The sequence below is a fragment of the Amycolatopsis umgeniensis genome, assembly GCF_014205155.1.
GTDB classification, from domain to species: domain Bacteria; phylum Actinomycetota; class Actinomycetes; order Mycobacteriales; family Pseudonocardiaceae; genus Amycolatopsis; species Amycolatopsis umgeniensis.
Genome location: NZ_JACHMX010000001.1, coordinates 4462777 through 4477173, shown reverse-complemented (window position 1 = coordinate 4477173; position 14397 = coordinate 4462777). Strand labels below are relative to the sequence as shown.

Below are 14397 nucleotides of genomic sequence, written 5' to 3'. Positions count from 1 at the left end.
CGCCTAGCCGCCGACCTTCTTCACGGAGTGACCACCGAACTGGTTGCGCAGCGCGGCGACGGCCCGCATGGCCGCGGAGTCCTCCTGGCGCGAGGCGAACCGCGCGAACAGCGCGGCCGAGATGACCGGCGCCGGGACAGCGTTGTTGATCGCCTCTTCGAGGGTCCACCGGCCTTCGCCGGAATCCTCGACGTAGCCCTCGAGGTCGTCCAGCTCCGGGTCCTCGTCGAGCGCGCGGACGAGCAGGTCGAGCAGCCACGAGCGGACGACGGTCCCCCGCTGCCAGCCCTTGATCACCGCGGGCACGTTCTCGACGACCTTCGCGGCTTCGAGGAGCTCGAAGCCTTCGGCGAAGGCCTGCATCATGCCGTACTCGATGCCGTTGTGGATCATCTTCGCGTAGTGGCCGGAGCCGACGGCGCCGGCGTGCGAGAAGCCTTCTTCGCGCGGACCCTCGGGGCGAAGCGCGTCGAAGATCGGCATGGCCTTCTCGACGTCCGAAGCCGCGCCGCCGACCATCAGGCCGTAGCCGTTGTCCTTGCCCCACACGCCACCGGAAACCCCGCAGTCGAGGTAACCGATCTTCTTCGCCGCGAGCAGGTCGGCGTTGATCCGGTCGTCGGTGTACTTCGAGTTGCCGCCGTCGATCACGAGGTCGCCCTCGGACAGCAGGTTGCCGAGTTCCGCGACGGTCTGCCGGGTGGGTTCACCGGCGGGCACCATGATCCAGACGATCCGGGGACCGTCCAGTTTGGACACCAGGTCCTCGAGCGAGGTGGAGTCGGTGACGTCGGGGTTGCGGTCGTAGCCGACCACCTCGTGACCGGCGCCGCGCAGCCGCTCACGCATGTTGAACCCCATTTTGCCGAGGCCGATGAGTCCCAGCTGAGCCATGAAGATCCCCTTTGGTGCGAAACAGAAACTAAAGACCGGTCAGCCCGGGAGGCGGACCGGCATCAGCAGGTACAGGTAACCGGGGACGACGTTGCCCTCTTCGTCGGCGGGCTTGATCAGCGCCGGCCGGTTCGGCGTGGTGAAGGTGAGCTCGGCGCGGTTGGCGTTCAGCGCGCCGAGGCCGTCGACGAGGTAACCCGGGTTGAACGCGATGGTCACCGGCTCACCCTCGTAGTCGACCTGAAGCTCTTCTTCGGCCGAGCCCTCGTCGTCGCCACCGGCGGAGAGCCGCAGCGAACCGTCCTTGAATTCCAGCCGTACCTGGGTGCCACGTTCGGCCACCAGCGAAACACGCTTGATCGACTCGGCGAGCGCGGAGACCTCGATGACCGCGCGCGACGTGTGCTGAGCCGGCAGCAGCTGCCGGTACGGCGGGAACTCCGCGTCGAGGAGGCGGGTCGTGGTGTAGCGGCCGGAGCCGGACAGGCCGAGGAGGCCCTCACCGCTGGCGAGCGCGAGACGGATCTTGGCGCCGCTGGCACCGAGCGTCTTCGCGGCCTCGGCGAGTGTGCGCGCCGGGACGAGCACGGCGGCGTCGGACAGACCTTCGGCGGGCTCCCAGGTGAATTCGCGCATCGCGAGCCGGAAGCGGTCGGTGGCGACCAGGGTCAGCGAGGAGCCGGAGATCTCCAGCCGCATGCCGGTCAGCATCGGGAGCGTGTCGTCCTTGCCCGCGGCGACGACGACCTGGGTGACGGCCTGGCCGAACGCGTCACCGGTGAGTTCGCCGGCGAAGGCGGGCTGGGACGGGAGCTGCGGGTAGTCCTCGACCGGCATGGTCGGCAGGGAGAAGCGCGCGGAGCCGCAGGTGATGGTCGCGCGGGCGCCGTCGACGGAGATCTCGACCGGCTGCGCGGGCAGCGACTTGGTGATGTCGGCCAGCAGCCTGCCGGAGACCAGGAGGCGGCCGCCGTCGGCGATGGTGGCCGGGACGCCGACCGTGGCGGAGACCTCGTAGTCGAATCCGGAGACGGTGAGTGCGTCAGTGGTCCCGTCGGATCCCGCGTCGAGCAGGACACCGCCCAGAACCGGGACCGGAGGCCGCGACGGGAGGCTTCTCGCCACCCACGCGACGGCGTCGGCCAGCCCGTCACGCTCGACGCGGATCTTCATGCGCGCTTCCTTTCGACAGCCGAGCCCCTGACGGCTCGAAAGCTCAACGGGTCACCTCGGCCGGAGAGCGCGATGGCCAGGTGCCTCGTGGACCAGGTGCAGAGACCCACGTTAGGCCGTCCCCGGGGTTCACGTCACCTCGGCCCTTCCCTGCGTTTGTCGACAAGACGACACGGTTCTCGGACTGTCCCCAGATTCGTCCATCGCCTGTTTTTGTTTTATTCCCTTCTTAAGAAGAACTAAGAACAGCAGTAGTAATAGGCGTTGTGGATTGTGTGGACAAGCCTCGTTCGCGCAGGTCCGGGCGGCTCGGGGGCTGTGGACTCCGGGTGTGTACGGACGGTGGACAGCTCGGGGCGTCGGTGGATGGTTTCGGGCCGCGCTCGATCTATCCACATTCGTCCCCAGTTGTCCCCATGGTTATCCCCAGATGTGGGGCGGTTTGTACCCAGGGTCTGTGGGTCCGGTTCGTGACCGGAATCGCTCGGGAGAGTGATCCGTGCAGTCCGCGTCACCCTTGTGCACAAGATGTGGGCAACCTGGGGACAGCGTGTGGATCATGGTGTGGAAATGCTGTGGACTGCCTGTGAGTGCGATGTGGACGGAAACCCGATCGCCGCTGGTCTCGCGTCCGCCGGAGTTGTGCACAAAGTACCCACAGCATGTGGATTTCCTTTGTGCACAAGGGAAAACACGAAATGCACTCACGCACGCTTCGTGTCCTGCTCACCCGTACGTGATGTCTCCGAGGTACCCCGCCCTTCGCGCCTTTACACACGCCTCAGGCCTCTTAGGACACAAAAAGAGGCCCCCGCCTGAACGGCGAGAGCCCCTAAACCCCTTGCACACCAAGGAATACTGCCGATGGTCCGGTGACTACAGGGTCTCCCCAAGGGCGCCCCGCGCCCGACGGAGACTTCACCCGTCGAGCGCCCTCCCTTGGGCCGAAGGCCCACGTAAACGTGATGAAGGGGCGCCTCTCCGCTCAACCTGAGTTGAAAGCGGAACGACGCCCCTTCGGCACGTTTACGTCAGCGCTCGATCAAAGAACACAGCGCTCGATAAGAAATTACTGCCTGGCGCGCTGCTTGATCCTCGAGGTCAGTTCCTGCACCTGGTCGTAGATGCGCCGTCGTTCGGCCATCTCCTTGCGGATCTTCTTGTCCGCGTGCATGACGGTCGTGTGGTCGCGGCCGCCGAAGGTCTGCCCGATCTTCGGCAGCGACATGTCGGTCAATTCGCGGCAGAGGTACATCGCGATCTGACGCGCCGTCGCGAGCGCCTTCGTCTTGCCGGGCCCGCAGAGGTCGTCGAGGGTAACGTCGAAGAACTCCGACGTGACGCCCATGATGGTCGGCGCGGTGATCTCCGGCGCGTGCGAATCCGGGATGAGGTCGCGGAGCACGATCTCGGCGAGAGCGACGTCGACCGGTTGCTGGTTCAGCGACGCGAAGGCGGTGACGCGGATGAGCGCGCCTTCGAGTTCCCGGATGTTCGCCTCGACGCGCGAAGCGATGAACTCCAGCACCTCGTTGGGCACCGCGAGCCTGTCCTGTGCGGCCTTCTTGCGAAGGATCGCGATCCGGGTTTCGAGCTCGGGCGGCTGGATGTCGGTGATGAGGCCCCACTCGAACCGCGTGCGCAGCCGGTCTTCCAGCGTCTCGAGGCGCTTCGGCGGGCGGTCGGAGGAGACGACGATCTGCTTGTTCGCGTTGTGGAGGGTGTTGAAGGTGTGGAAGAACTCTTCCTGCGTACCTTCTTTTCCTTCCAGGAACTGGATGTCGTCGACGAGCAGGATGTCGATGTCGCGGTAGCGGCGCTGGAACGCGACCTTGCGGTCGTCTCGCAGCGAGTTGATGAAGTCGTTCGTGAACTCTTCGGTCGACACGTACCGCACGCGCATACCGGGAAACAGCCGCTGGGCGTAGTGCCCGACGGCGTGCAGCAGGTGGGTCTTCCCGAGTCCGGACTCTCCCCAGATGAACAACGGGTTGTAGGCGCGCGCCGGCGCTTCGGCGACGGCGACCGCGGCCGCGTGCGCGAAGCGGTTCGACGCACCGATGACGAAGGTGTCGAACGTGTACTTCTCGTTGAGCTTCGTCTTCGACGTCTGCGGCTGCGCCGGCGCGGTGTAGGGCTGGCCCGCGATCGGCTGGCCGGAGAACGTCGGCCAGATCTCGGTCACGGCCGCGAGGGCCTCGCCCTCTTCGTCGACTTCTTCATCGCTGTCGTCGCCGTCGTTGAGGCTGTTGTCCACCGGCTGCCTCGGCGGCCTGGGCTTCGGGGGCTCGGGCCGCGGCCGGTTCGGGGACAACATGCCGTCACCGTCGGGCAGCGGAGGCGGGCCGGGTACCGGTCCGGAACCGTTTTCCACCCGGCCGGGTGACGCCTCATAGCGGGGGCCCGGCGAAGGGGGCTGCATCGCGGTGTGGGTTTCGGTGCTGTCGACCTTCACCGCGAGCGAAACCGCGCGGCCGAGCCGTCGCGAAAGGGCTTCCGTGATCGCGCCGCGGAGGGCGCGTTCGATGGCTTCCTTGGCGAAATCGCTGGGGGCGGCGAGCAATGCGGTGCCATCGAGCAGGCCGATCGGCCGGGTCACCCGCATCCAGGCGCGCTGCTGCGGGGAGAGGGTGCCATCGGACAGTTCGCGCACGACCTGTTCCCAGATGACGCCAAGATTGTGCTGGTGATCGGACACCTGCCTGACTCCCCTCCCCTCATCGGTGCGTGCGGCGAGACACTGGAGCGAACGCCCGAAGGGTCGGGACGAGCGTCATCATGGCCCGATCAGCTCATGCGCACAGCAAATATCCACATAGTTGTCCACAGCTGTGCACTAATGTACGGCGGCCCGCGGCGACGCCACCTGCGGGCTCAACGTAGGCCGACGGGATGCCTCCACATCCCAAGGACGCCCGGGCTCCTGCACCGTTCCACCTTGGCGAAATCCCGGGAGAGGCACGCTAACAAGCCCCGCCCGATGCCACAAGGCATCCTCGTGAGCAAGCATTTCACGGTGTACGGCGTGTTGCCATTCGGTGCCTTCACGTCGTCGGTGATCACTCTCCACGCACGGTCGCGGTCCGTGGTCGAGGGGGTGCCTGCCGGGCCCGGGCGGTGGGTGCGTACCCTCGTAAGGTCTCCCGTATACAGCGGGGGCGTTTCGCGTGCCCACGTTGTCGTCGCTCGACGTGACGAGGCCACACGTTGGTAGGAGACACCACAGACTGCCGTGCGTCAGCACGACACGCCAGGATCGGGTCGAACCGCTCCCGGCGGCCGATGAAACAGGAGAAGTAAGTCGTGAGCAAGGGTAAGCGCACCTTCCAGCCGAACAACCGCCGACGCGCCCGGGTCCACGGGTTCCGGCTGCGGATGCGGACCCGCGCCGGCCGGGCCATCCTGGCGGCTCGCCGTCGCAAGGGCCGCGGCGCACTGTCCGCCTGATCCGGCCGCCGTCGAGGGACGTCGTGCTGCCGGTCGCCGCGAGGTTGCGGCGCAGTGAGGATTTCCGTGCCGTGATGCGGCGTGGGGCCAAGGCAGGCAGGCGCCGCCTCGTCGTCCATGCGTTGACCACGGACCCGTCCGAAGCCGCTGATGCGGCGCGGGCGGGTTTTGTGGTGAGCAAGGCCGTGGGGAATTCGGTGGTCCGCCACCGGGTCTCCCGCCGGTTGAGGCATCTCGTTTCTGCCAGGATCGGAACACTGCCGCCGGGGAGCTCGTTGGTGATACGGGCACTACCTCCGGCCGCGGACGCGTCCAGCGCGGAACTCGGCTCGGACCTCGACGCGTCGTTACGGCGCCTCGGGCTGTCCGAGCCTTCCGTCGTCACCGGGAAGTCCCGCCCGACGCGACCCTCCGACAACGGATCAGCGGTGTAAAGGCATGCGAGCCACGGAGAACGAGACCACCGAAGAAGTCCGCCCCGGCCCGGTGGCCTGGGTGCTGCTCCTGCCCGTCAAGCTGTATCGCAAGGCGATCTCCCCCTTTCTTCCTCCGGCGTGCCGGTTCTACCCGAGCTGTAGCGCGTACGCCGTCGAGGCACTGACCCGGCACGGCGCCGGCCGCGGTACCTATCTCGCGGTCCGGCGCTTGCTGCGCTGTGGCCCGTGGACCATGCCCGGCCGCGACCCGGTACCCGAGACGTTCTCGTGGCGCCACCGCCGACCTGAAACACCGATCGAGGAGTAGCTCAGTGCTCGACTTCATCTACTACCCCGTGTCCTTCATCTTGTGGTGTTGGCACAAGGTCTTCGGGCTTGTGTTCGGTGAGGCGAACGCGGTCTCCTGGATCCTCGCGATCATCTTCCTGACGTTCACCGTCCGCGGCATCATGTTCAAGCCGTTCGTGAACCAGGTCCGGTCGATGAAGAAGATGCAGGACTTCGCACCGGAAATGAAGAAGGTGCAGAAGAAGTACGCGAACGACCGGCAGCGCCAGGCGATGGAGATGCAGAAGCTCCAGAAGGAGCACGGCGTCAACCCGCTGGGCAGCTGCCTGCCGATGCTGCTCCAGATCCCGGTCTTCATCGGTCTGAACCACGTCCTGCGGATGTTCACCATCAACCCGTACGGCGGCCCGAAGACGGAGAACTACTTCTTCGATCAGGCCGGCGTCGAGTCGTACGTCCACGCGAAGCTGTTCGGGACGAACCTCGGTGAGGCCATCTACACCGGCGTCGACATGGTCAGCGGTGGCAACGCGGCGGCAGGCTTCCACTGGAGTGTCGCCCCGGTCGCGATCCCGCTGATGATCATCGCGAGCATCGCCACGCACCTCACCGCGCGTCACTCGGTCCAGCGCCAGAACCCCGAGTCGGCCACCCCGCAGACCGCGATGATGAACAAGCTGACGATGTACATCTTCCCGCTCGGTGTCCTCGTCTTCGGTGCGCTGTTCCCGCTCGGCCTCCTCTTCTACTGGCTGGCGAACAACGGCTGGACCCTGATGCAGCAGCGCCTCGTCTACACGAAGATCGACAAGGAAGAAGAGGCCCGCAAGGAAGCTGAGAAGGAGAAGCGCGCGAACCTCGGCCCGAAGCCCGGCCAGAAGCCGACAGCGCCGCGCCCCGGTCAGAAGCCGGTCCAGCAGAAGAAGAACAAGCCGTCCTCCGGTGGTCAGGTCAAGAAGGCGGGTTCGCCCCACGGCTTCGCCCAGACCGGTTCGTCCGCCGCGGAGAAGAAGGACGCCGAGAACGCATCAGCCGAGCCGTCGACGAACGGCTCGAAGGAGAACGGCGCGGACGTGCCCGGTCTCATCTCTGACTCGACTAAGAAATCAGGCCGGAAGCGTCGCTGACGCCGATCCGGGCTGGAGAGGAGACCGACAATGGCGGAGACGATCGACACGATCGACGCCGAGGAGAACAGCGCGGCCGAGACCGAGGGCGCGGCTGAAGAGACGGGTCGCAAGGGAGGTGTCGACGACGACGTCCTCGTGAAGGAGGGCGACATCGCCGGCGACTACCTCGAGCGGCTGCTCGACCTTCTGGACTACGACGGCGACATCGACCTCGATGTCGAAGCGGGCCGCGCGATCGTCAGCATCGACGGTGGCGAGGACCTGGAGAAGCTCGTCGGCCCCCGCGGCACCATCCTCGAGGCGCTGCAGGAGCTGACGCGCCTGGCGGTGCAGCAGGAGACCGGCTCACGGAGCCGCTTGATGCTGGACATCGCGGGCTGGCGCGCGGACCGTCGCGAAGAGCTTCGCGAGCTCGGCCGCTCGACAGCCGAGACCGTCGTTTCTTCCGGCGAGCGTGTCCGGCTGCAGCCGATGAGCCCGTTCGAGCGGAAGGTCGTGCACGACGCGGTCGCCGCCGTCGACGGAGTCAAGAGCGAGAGTGAAGGCGAGGACCCGAAGCGCCGGGTCGTCATCTTCCCCGCCTGACGAGTTCTCTGAACGAAGCGGCCCGCCGGTCATCCGGCGGGCCGCTTCTTTGTTGTCCGGGTGAATTACAAGCGTGGCGTTTCACGTGAAACGCGTGGAGACGAGTGGAGTTGTCCACAACTTCGGACTGTCTCCCCGCTTTGCGGTCGGCGTCATGGACAATCGGTGAAGCGCGTTTCACGTGAAACGGCGTCGAGGTTGAGGAGCAAGAGTGGGCTTGGACGGGGTCGCCGCATCGGTACGGAGTGCGGCGTCGGAAGTATTCGGAGACCGCGTCGAGCAAGCCGTCGGCTACGTCGAACTCCTGGAGCGCCACGGCGTCGAGCGTGGTCTCATCGGTCCCCGTGAGGTCGACCGGCTCTGGGAGCGGCACGTCCTGAACTCCGCCGTGATCGGCGAGCGGATCCCCGACGGCGCCCGTGTGGTCGACGTCGGGTCGGGTGCGGGGCTTCCGGGTGTACCGCTCGCGATCAGCCGACCGGACCTCGATATCGTTCTGCTCGAACCGATGGCGCGCCGGGTCGACTGGCTGGCCGAGGTTGCCGAGAAGCTGGAACTCCCCATCACCGTTGTCCGCGGGCGCGCGGAGGAGCGGCAGGTACGCGAGGAGCTCGGTGGCGCGGATGTCGTCACCGCCCGGGCAGTCGCTCCCTTGGCCCGGCTCGCGAACTGGTGCCTCCCGCTCGTGCGTTCCCAAGGTGCTCTGGTCGCCCTCAAAGGAGCGAGCGCCGGAGAGGAAATCGAACGCGATCGCGTCGCCGTCCGGAAGGCAGGCGGCGGTGAGCCGGAAGTCTTCGAGTGCGGCACCAAGGTGCTTGAGGTCCCCAGCACGGTCGTCGTGATCCATCGTCTGCCTCCGAAACCGTCTCGACAGCGCGGCAGGCGCAGCTAGACCGGTTCCACGTGAAACAACGCAGAACGACTCCCACGTCTAATACAGAGGAGGCTCGAGACCGGTGACTCCCCCACCGTCCGACCCTGCGAGCACTGGCCACGAGCTCGGCTGGACGCCCATCGCCGAAGAGGCCGTTCGGGCCGCCAGCGTGCTGCACCCCAAGAAGGGCGCGCTCCCCCGACCGACCCGTCGGCGCGTGCTGACGGTCGCCAACCAGAAGGGCGGCGTCGGCAAGACCACGAGCACGGTGAACCTCGCCGCCGCCCTGGCCGTCCACGGGCTCAAGACACTCGTGATCGACCTCGACCCTCAGGGCAACGCGAGCACCGCGCTCGACATCGACCACCGCTCCGGCACGCCGTCGATCTACGAGGTACTGATCGGTGAGGTCACGCTCGCCGAGGCGGCCGCGCAGAGCGAGCAGTCGGAGAACCTCTACTGCGTGCCCGCGACCATCGACCTCGCCGGCGCCGAGATCGAACTCGTGTCGATGGCGTCCCGCGAGATGCGGCTCAAGGAGGCGCTCTCGTCCGAGATCCTCGACGAGATCGGCGTCGACTACGTCTTCATCGACTGCCCGCCGTCGCTCGGTCTGCTGACCGTCAACGCGATGGTCGCCGCGCAGGAGGTGCTGATCCCGATCCAGTGCGAGTACTACGCGCTCGAAGGTCTGGGTCAGCTGCTGAGCAACATCGAGCTCGTCCAGAAGCACCTCAACCGCGAGCTCAGCGTCTCCACGATTCTGCTCACCATGTACGACGGCCGGACGAAGCTGGCCGATCAGGTGACGAACGAGGTCCGGAATCACTTCGGGGACACCGTCCTCAAGACGGTGATCCCGCGCAGCGTGAAGGTCTCCGAGGCGCCCGGATACGGGCAGACGGTCCTCGCGTACGACCCCGGTTCCCGAGGCGCGATGAGCTACGTGGACGCGGCGAAGGAGATCGCTCAGCGTGGAGCGGAGATGAAGGAAAGGAACGGTACGGCATGAGCGAGCGCAGAGGGGGGCTCGGGCGCGGGCTCGCCGCCCTGATCCCCACCGGCCCGCCACCGGGTTCCGCGGCCCCTGCCGAGAACGGTTCGGCCGCGGCTCCCGCTCCCCCGGCAGGCCCGGCCGGACCGGACGACAAGGGCTGGTTCGCGGCCAACGGCGCGGCCGGTTCGCACGGCGGCACGGTGGCGGGCGCGGTCTACCGCGAGGTGCCGGTCAGCCAGATCAAGCCGAACCCGAAGCAGCCGCGGCAGGTCTTCGACGAAGACGCGCTCAACGAGCTGGAGCATTCGATCCGCGAGTTCGGGCTCATGCAGCCCATCGTGGTCCGGGAGCTCGGCACCGACGAGTACGAACTCGTCATGGGCGAGCGGCGTCTGCGCGCGTCTCAGCTGGCGGAGCTGGAGGCGATCCCGGCGATCGTCCGCCAGACCGCCGACGAGGCGATGCTGCGCGACGCGCTGCTCGAGAACATCCACCGCGTTCAGCTCAACCCGCTCGAAGAGGCGGCCGCGTATCAGCAGCTGCTCGACGAGTTCGCGGTCACGCACGAAGAGCTGGCCGGTCGGATCGGGCGCAGCCGCCCGGTCATCACGAACACGATCCGCTTGCTCAAACTCCCCCTCGCGGTCCAGCGACGGGTCGCCGCCGGGGTGCTTTCGGCCGGGCACGCGCGGGCTCTGCTCTCTCTCGAGGACGCCGAAAGTCAGGAAGAGTTGGCCGCGAGGATCGTCGCGGAGGGCATGTCCGTCCGCGCGACCGAGGAAGCCGTCACGCTCAAGAAGAGCGAGAAGCCGGCCAAACCGAAGCCCGCTCCCCGCAAGCCGATCCAGGCGCCCGGTCTCCAGGAACTGGCGAACCGGCTTTCGGACCGGTTCGACACTCGCGTGAAGGTCGACTTGGGTCGTCGCAAAGGGCGGATCACGCTCGAATTCGGGTCCGTAGACGATCTTGAACGCATCGTGGCACTCATGGACGAAAATCAGGCAAATCAGACACGTGAAACCGATTAGGGATCACCCCGGGTCGTTTTGTCACGGTGACGATTGCTGAGTGATGATGACCAAGTAACGCTGAGTGCTTGAACTGGGGGCAAGTATGAGAGGACTCTTCGGCGGCCGAAATCCGCGCGCGGTGGTCTTCGATTGCGATGGATTGCTGATGGACACCGAGCCGTGTTGGTCGGTGGCCGAGACCGAACTGTTCGCGCGGCGAGGTCTGCCGTTCGGTCCGGACGAGAAGGCGTTGGTGATCGGCAAGTCGCTACCGGCCGCCGCCGACGCGATGGCGGAGGCGTTCGGCGAATCCGGCGGCGGCGCCGAGATCGCGGACGAGTTGCTGAGGTTGGTGACCGAGGTCGTCACCGCGAAGGCGGAGGCGATGCCCGGCGCGCGTGAGTTGGTCGAACTGACCGCCGCGGCCGTTCCGGTCGCCGTCGCGAGCAACTCGCCCCGAGCTCTGCTGGAGGCCGCTCTCGTTCGCGGCGGGCTTTCGGAAATGTTTCCCGTGAAACTGGCCGCCGATGAGGTGGCCGCGCCGAAACCGGATCCGGAGATGTACTTGACCGCTTGCGGTCTCTTGAACGTCGAGCCTGCCGACGCGCTGGCGTTCGAGGACTCGATGACCGGCCTACGGTCGGCGCGGGCGGCAGGGGTTCCCGTCATCGGGGTGCCCACGCTGAAGCATCAGGACTTCCCCGCTGACGTCGTGATCGGCTCTCTGCGCGATGAGGAGCTGCTGGCGTGGGTACGGGGGTGGCCGCGGCGATGACCTTCGTTCGCTTCCAGAGTCCGACCCGCGACAAGCGAGGCAACTTCACCGGTGTCTTCGGTCTCGTGAACAACCTCGCCCGAGCCGGTCACCTCACCGCCGAGCAAGAAGCCTTCCGCCGGGCCAACAACGATTGGTACGACGAGAACTTCATCAACCCGGCGCACCACGATCCGACCGTCTACGACGCCGAGGTCAACCCCGGGGCCGCGGCGTGGTTCAAGGTGAGCGCCCGGGTCTTCATCGAGCGTGTCGACGGCTACCTGTCGATTCTGGAGACGCACAAGATCCCGTGCGAGACCGTCAGGTCGCCGAATCCGGGACGGATCATCTACGAAGACGAGTTCCAGGTCGTCGTCGCCGGGGACTGAAGCTCAGCTCTTGCGGGCGATCGCCCGTCCGACGAGGTCGGCGAAGACCGATCCGAGCGTGCCGCCACCGGCCTCGATCGCCATGGGCACGATCGACGTCTCGGTGAGGCCCGGCGACGGGTTCACCGCGAGGAAGTAGACCGTGCCGTCGTCGGTGACCACGGCGTCGGTGCGCGAGATGTCGCGAAGTCCGAGTTGCCGGTGCGCGGCGACGGCGAGTTCGCCGACGGCCTTGGCCGCGTCGTCGGAGATCCGCGCCGGGGTGAAGAAGTCGGTCAGCCCGGCGGTGTAGCGGGCGGTGTAGTCGTACACGCCACTCTCCGGCACGATCTCGACCGCGGGCAGGGCTTCGGGCCCATGCTCGCCTTCGATGACCGTCACAGCCACCTCGACGCCGGAGACGAACTTCTCCGCGAGAACGGTGTCGCCGTACGCGAAGCAGCCGACCATCGCGCCGGGCATTTCCGAGGCCTCCTTGACGACCTGGGCACCGAGCGCCGAACCACCCTGGTCGGGCTTGAGGATCAGGGGCAGGCCGAGGGTCTCGACCATCGCGTCCAGCACGGCCTGCGCGCCGAGCTCGCGGAAGGTGCTGTGCGGCAGCACGACCCAGTCCGGCGTCGTGAAGCCCGCGTTGGCGACCAGCGCCTTGGCCGTCGGCTTGTCCCAAGCGCGGCGGCAGCCCTGCGAACTGGTGCCGACGTAGGGGACGTCGAGCATTTCCAGCACCGTCTGCACCGCACCGTTCTCCCCCTCACCACCGTGAAGGGCGACGATGGCCGCGTCGGGGCGCTGGGTGCGAAGACGTTCGAGCAGGCCCGCGTCGGTGTCCCACTCTTCGACGATGAGCCCCTCCGCCCGCAGCGCGACCGACAGCCGTCGTCCGGAGCGAAGAGAGACATCGCGTTCGTGGGAAAGTCCGCCTGCGAGTACGGCGACGGTGCGGTCGACCACCGAGGACTCCTTTGTGTCTATGGGGACGTCCGGTCGATCAGACCGTGTCCGGAGAGGGGTTTTGTGGCCCCGAGATCGCGCGTGGGCTCACGTTACCGAAGGTACGCGCGAGGTCCATTTCGGACTCGAGCACCGCGGCGAGCCTTCTGACGCCTTCGCGGATCCGCTCTGGCGTCGGGTAGCAGTAGGAAAGGCGCAGCTGCCTGCTGCCGAAACCGTCGGCGTAGAAACCGGTTCCGGAGGCGTACGCGACCCGGGCGGTGACGGCCCTCGGCAGCATCGCCTTCGTGTCCACGCCCTCGGGGACGGTCATCCAGACGTAGAAACCGCCGTCGGGTTTGGTCCAGCTGCAGCCGGCGGGCATGTGCTGATCGAGCGCGGACAGGATCGCGTCCCGGCGCTCCCGGTAGTTCTCGCGGAAGGTCTTGATCTGGCCCTGCCAGTCATGAGTCGAGAGGTAACGCGACACGATCAACTGGTTAAGCGTTGGCGGACAAAGTGTCGCGGACTCGGCCGCGAGCACGAGTTTCTCCCGGACGGCGTGCGGTGCGAGCACCCAGCCGACCCGCAGGCCCGAAGCGAAGGTCTTCGAGAACGAGCCCAGGTACACGACATTGTCGGGGTCGATCGAGCGGAGCGCCGGATACGTCTGCCCGCTGAAGCCGAGCAGTCCGTACGGGTTGTCCTCGACGATGAGGATGTCGTGCTCACGGCAGATCTCCACGATCTCCGCGCGGCGCTCGACGGCCAGCGTGACGCCGCCGGGGTTGTGGAAGTTGGGGATCGTGTAGAGGAACTTGACCCGCTGGCCCGTCTTCTTGGTCTCCGCCAGCGCGGCTCGCAGCCCTTCGGGGACCAGCCCGTGGTCGTCCATCGCGACGTGCACGACGTTCGCCTGGTACGCGGCGAAGGAGCCGAGCGCGCCGACGTAAGAAGGTCCTTCGGCGATGATGACGTCGCCCGGGTCGCAGAACAGCCGGGTGACCATGTCGAGGCCCATCTGAGAGCCGACAGTCACGACGACGTCGTCCGGGTGGGCTTTGATGCCCTCGAGGGCCATGACTTCGCAGATCTGCTCGCGCAGCGCGGGGACGCCGTGCGCGGAACCGTACTGGAGCGCGACCAGTCCGTCTTCGGCGATGAGCTCGCTGACCTGCGTGGACAGCGTGTCCAGCGGGAGGGCGGCGAGGTTCGGCATCCCGCCGGCGAGCGAGACCACCTCGGGGCGACTGGCCACCGCGAACAAGGCCCTGATCTCGGAAGCAGTCATTCCGGCCGTACGCGCGGCGTAGCGGTCGAGATGCGGGTCGAGGTTGTGTCGGCCGCTCTGCGGCCTGACAGGGCGATTCTCGGTCATCAGGCGCTTCACCCGTGCTTCGAAGTGGACATAGTCGCTACCGACTGGTAGTTCCATCGAGTGTAACCACCCTCCCTTGAGGGGCCCTGGCCTTCCGGTGTTCAT

General features: G+C 66.9%; 15 protein-coding genes. 10 read left to right on the top strand and 5 right to left on the bottom strand.

Annotated features, from left to right (window positions below; all coding sequences use genetic code 11):
* Nucleotides 1-3: 3 nt before the first annotated feature.
* From gnd to dnaA, 3 genes are all read right to left on the bottom strand, one after another.
* Nucleotides 4-894, bottom strand: coding sequence for a phosphogluconate dehydrogenase (NAD(+)-dependent, decarboxylating) (gene gnd / locus HDA45_RS20925; RefSeq protein ID WP_184897860.1), 891 nt, complete (start codon nt 892-894; stop codon nt 4-6).
* A gap of 39 nt (nt 895-933) precedes the next feature.
* Complete coding sequence (dnaN, locus tag HDA45_RS20920; RefSeq protein ID WP_076163862.1) at nt 934-2067, bottom strand: DNA polymerase III subunit beta; 1134 nt, start codon at nt 2065-2067, stop codon at nt 934-936.
* Nucleotides 2068-3136: 1069 nt separating this feature from the next.
* Nucleotides 3137-4765 (bottom strand): chromosomal replication initiator protein DnaA, encoded by a 1629-nt coding sequence (gene dnaA, locus HDA45_RS20915; RefSeq protein WP_184897858.1) that lies wholly within the window; start codon nt 4763-4765, stop codon nt 3137-3139.
* A gap of 605 nt (nt 4766-5370) precedes the next feature.
* On the opposite strand from dnaA, the gene rpmH reads away from it, so the two are divergent.
* From rpmH to HDA45_RS20865, 10 genes are all read left to right on the top strand, one after another.
* Nucleotides 5371-5514, top strand: a complete 144-nt coding sequence (gene rpmH / locus HDA45_RS20910; protein ID WP_005154511.1) for a 50S ribosomal protein L34 — start codon at nt 5371-5373, stop codon at nt 5512-5514.
* 23 nt (nt 5515-5537) lie between these two features.
* On the top strand, nt 5538-5948 hold the full coding sequence (gene rnpA / locus HDA45_RS20905; RefSeq protein WP_184897856.1) for a ribonuclease P protein component: 411 nt from the start codon (nt 5538-5540) through the stop codon (nt 5946-5948).
* Between the two features lie 4 nt (nt 5949-5952).
* Nucleotides 5953-6258, top strand: a complete 306-nt coding sequence (yidD, locus tag HDA45_RS20900) for a membrane protein insertion efficiency factor YidD (RefSeq protein ID WP_184897855.1) — start codon at nt 5953-5955, stop codon at nt 6256-6258.
* 4 nt (nt 6259-6262) lie between these two features.
* Nucleotides 6263-7366: a membrane protein insertase YidC gene (yidC, locus tag HDA45_RS20895; protein ID WP_184897852.1), complete on the top strand. Its 1104-nt coding sequence runs from the start codon at nt 6263-6265 to the stop codon at nt 7364-7366.
* Between the two features lie 30 nt (nt 7367-7396).
* Nucleotides 7397-7954: a Jag family protein gene (locus tag HDA45_RS20890; RefSeq protein ID WP_184897850.1), complete on the top strand. Its 558-nt coding sequence runs from the start codon at nt 7397-7399 to the stop codon at nt 7952-7954.
* Between the two features lie 211 nt (nt 7955-8165).
* On the top strand, nt 8166-8846 hold the full coding sequence (gene rsmG, locus HDA45_RS20885) for a 16S rRNA (guanine(527)-N(7))-methyltransferase RsmG (RefSeq protein WP_184897848.1): 681 nt from the start codon (nt 8166-8168) through the stop codon (nt 8844-8846).
* A gap of 64 nt (nt 8847-8910) precedes the next feature.
* Complete coding sequence (locus HDA45_RS20880; protein ID WP_184897847.1) at nt 8911-9840, top strand: AAA family ATPase; 930 nt, start codon at nt 8911-8913, stop codon at nt 9838-9840.
* Nucleotides 9837-10853, top strand: coding sequence for a ParB/RepB/Spo0J family partition protein (locus HDA45_RS20875; protein WP_184897845.1), 1017 nt, complete (start codon nt 9837-9839; stop codon nt 10851-10853). The genes HDA45_RS20880 and HDA45_RS20875 overlap by 4 nt, the downstream gene beginning before the upstream one ends.
* Before the next feature lie 85 nt (nt 10854-10938).
* Nucleotides 10939-11610: an HAD family hydrolase gene (locus HDA45_RS20870; protein WP_184897843.1), complete on the top strand. Its 672-nt coding sequence runs from the start codon at nt 10939-10941 to the stop codon at nt 11608-11610.
* Nucleotides 11583-11981 (top strand): hypothetical protein, encoded by a 399-nt coding sequence (locus HDA45_RS20865; protein ID WP_343072119.1) that lies wholly within the window; start codon nt 11583-11585, stop codon nt 11979-11981. The genes HDA45_RS20870 and HDA45_RS20865 overlap by 28 nt, the downstream gene beginning before the upstream one ends.
* Nucleotides 11982-11984: 3 nt before the next feature.
* Here the strand turns inward: HDA45_RS20865 and HDA45_RS20860 are convergent, their stop codons facing one another.
* Together HDA45_RS20860 and HDA45_RS20855 are read right to left on the bottom strand one after the other, a co-directional pair.
* Entirely contained in the window at nt 11985-12935 is a 951-nt protein-coding gene (locus HDA45_RS20860; protein WP_184897841.1) for a D-alanine--D-alanine ligase, read from the bottom strand.
* Nucleotides 12936-12972: 37 nt separating this feature from the next.
* Nucleotides 12973-14292, bottom strand: coding sequence for an aminotransferase-like domain-containing protein (locus HDA45_RS20855; RefSeq protein ID WP_184897839.1), 1320 nt, complete (start codon nt 14290-14292; stop codon nt 12973-12975).
* Between the last annotated feature and the right edge of the window lie 105 nt (nt 14293-14397).

Excerpts from the sequence above, each read along its gene's own strand:
- gnd (WP_184897860.1), bottom strand. The coding sequence starts at position 894 with ATGGCTCAGCTGGGACTCATCGGCCTCGGCAAAATGGGGTTCAACATG.
- dnaN (WP_076163862.1), bottom strand. The coding sequence starts at position 2,067 with ATGAAGATCCGCGTCGAGCGTGACGGGCTGGCCGACGCCGTCGCGTGG.
- yidD (WP_184897855.1), top strand. The coding sequence starts at position 5,953 with ATGCGAGCCACGGAGAACGAGACCACCGAAGAAGTCCGCCCCGGCCCG.
- HDA45_RS20890 (WP_184897850.1), top strand. The coding sequence starts at position 7,397 with ATGGCGGAGACGATCGACACGATCGACGCCGAGGAGAACAGCGCGGCC.
- HDA45_RS20875 (WP_184897845.1), top strand. The coding sequence starts at position 9,837 with ATGAGCGAGCGCAGAGGGGGGCTCGGGCGCGGGCTCGCCGCCCTGATC.
- HDA45_RS20870 (WP_184897843.1), top strand. The coding sequence starts at position 10,939 with ATGAGAGGACTCTTCGGCGGCCGAAATCCGCGCGCGGTGGTCTTCGAT.
- HDA45_RS20855 (WP_184897839.1), bottom strand. The coding sequence starts at position 14,292 with ATGACCGAGAATCGCCCTGTCAGGCCGCAGAGCGGCCGACACAACCTC.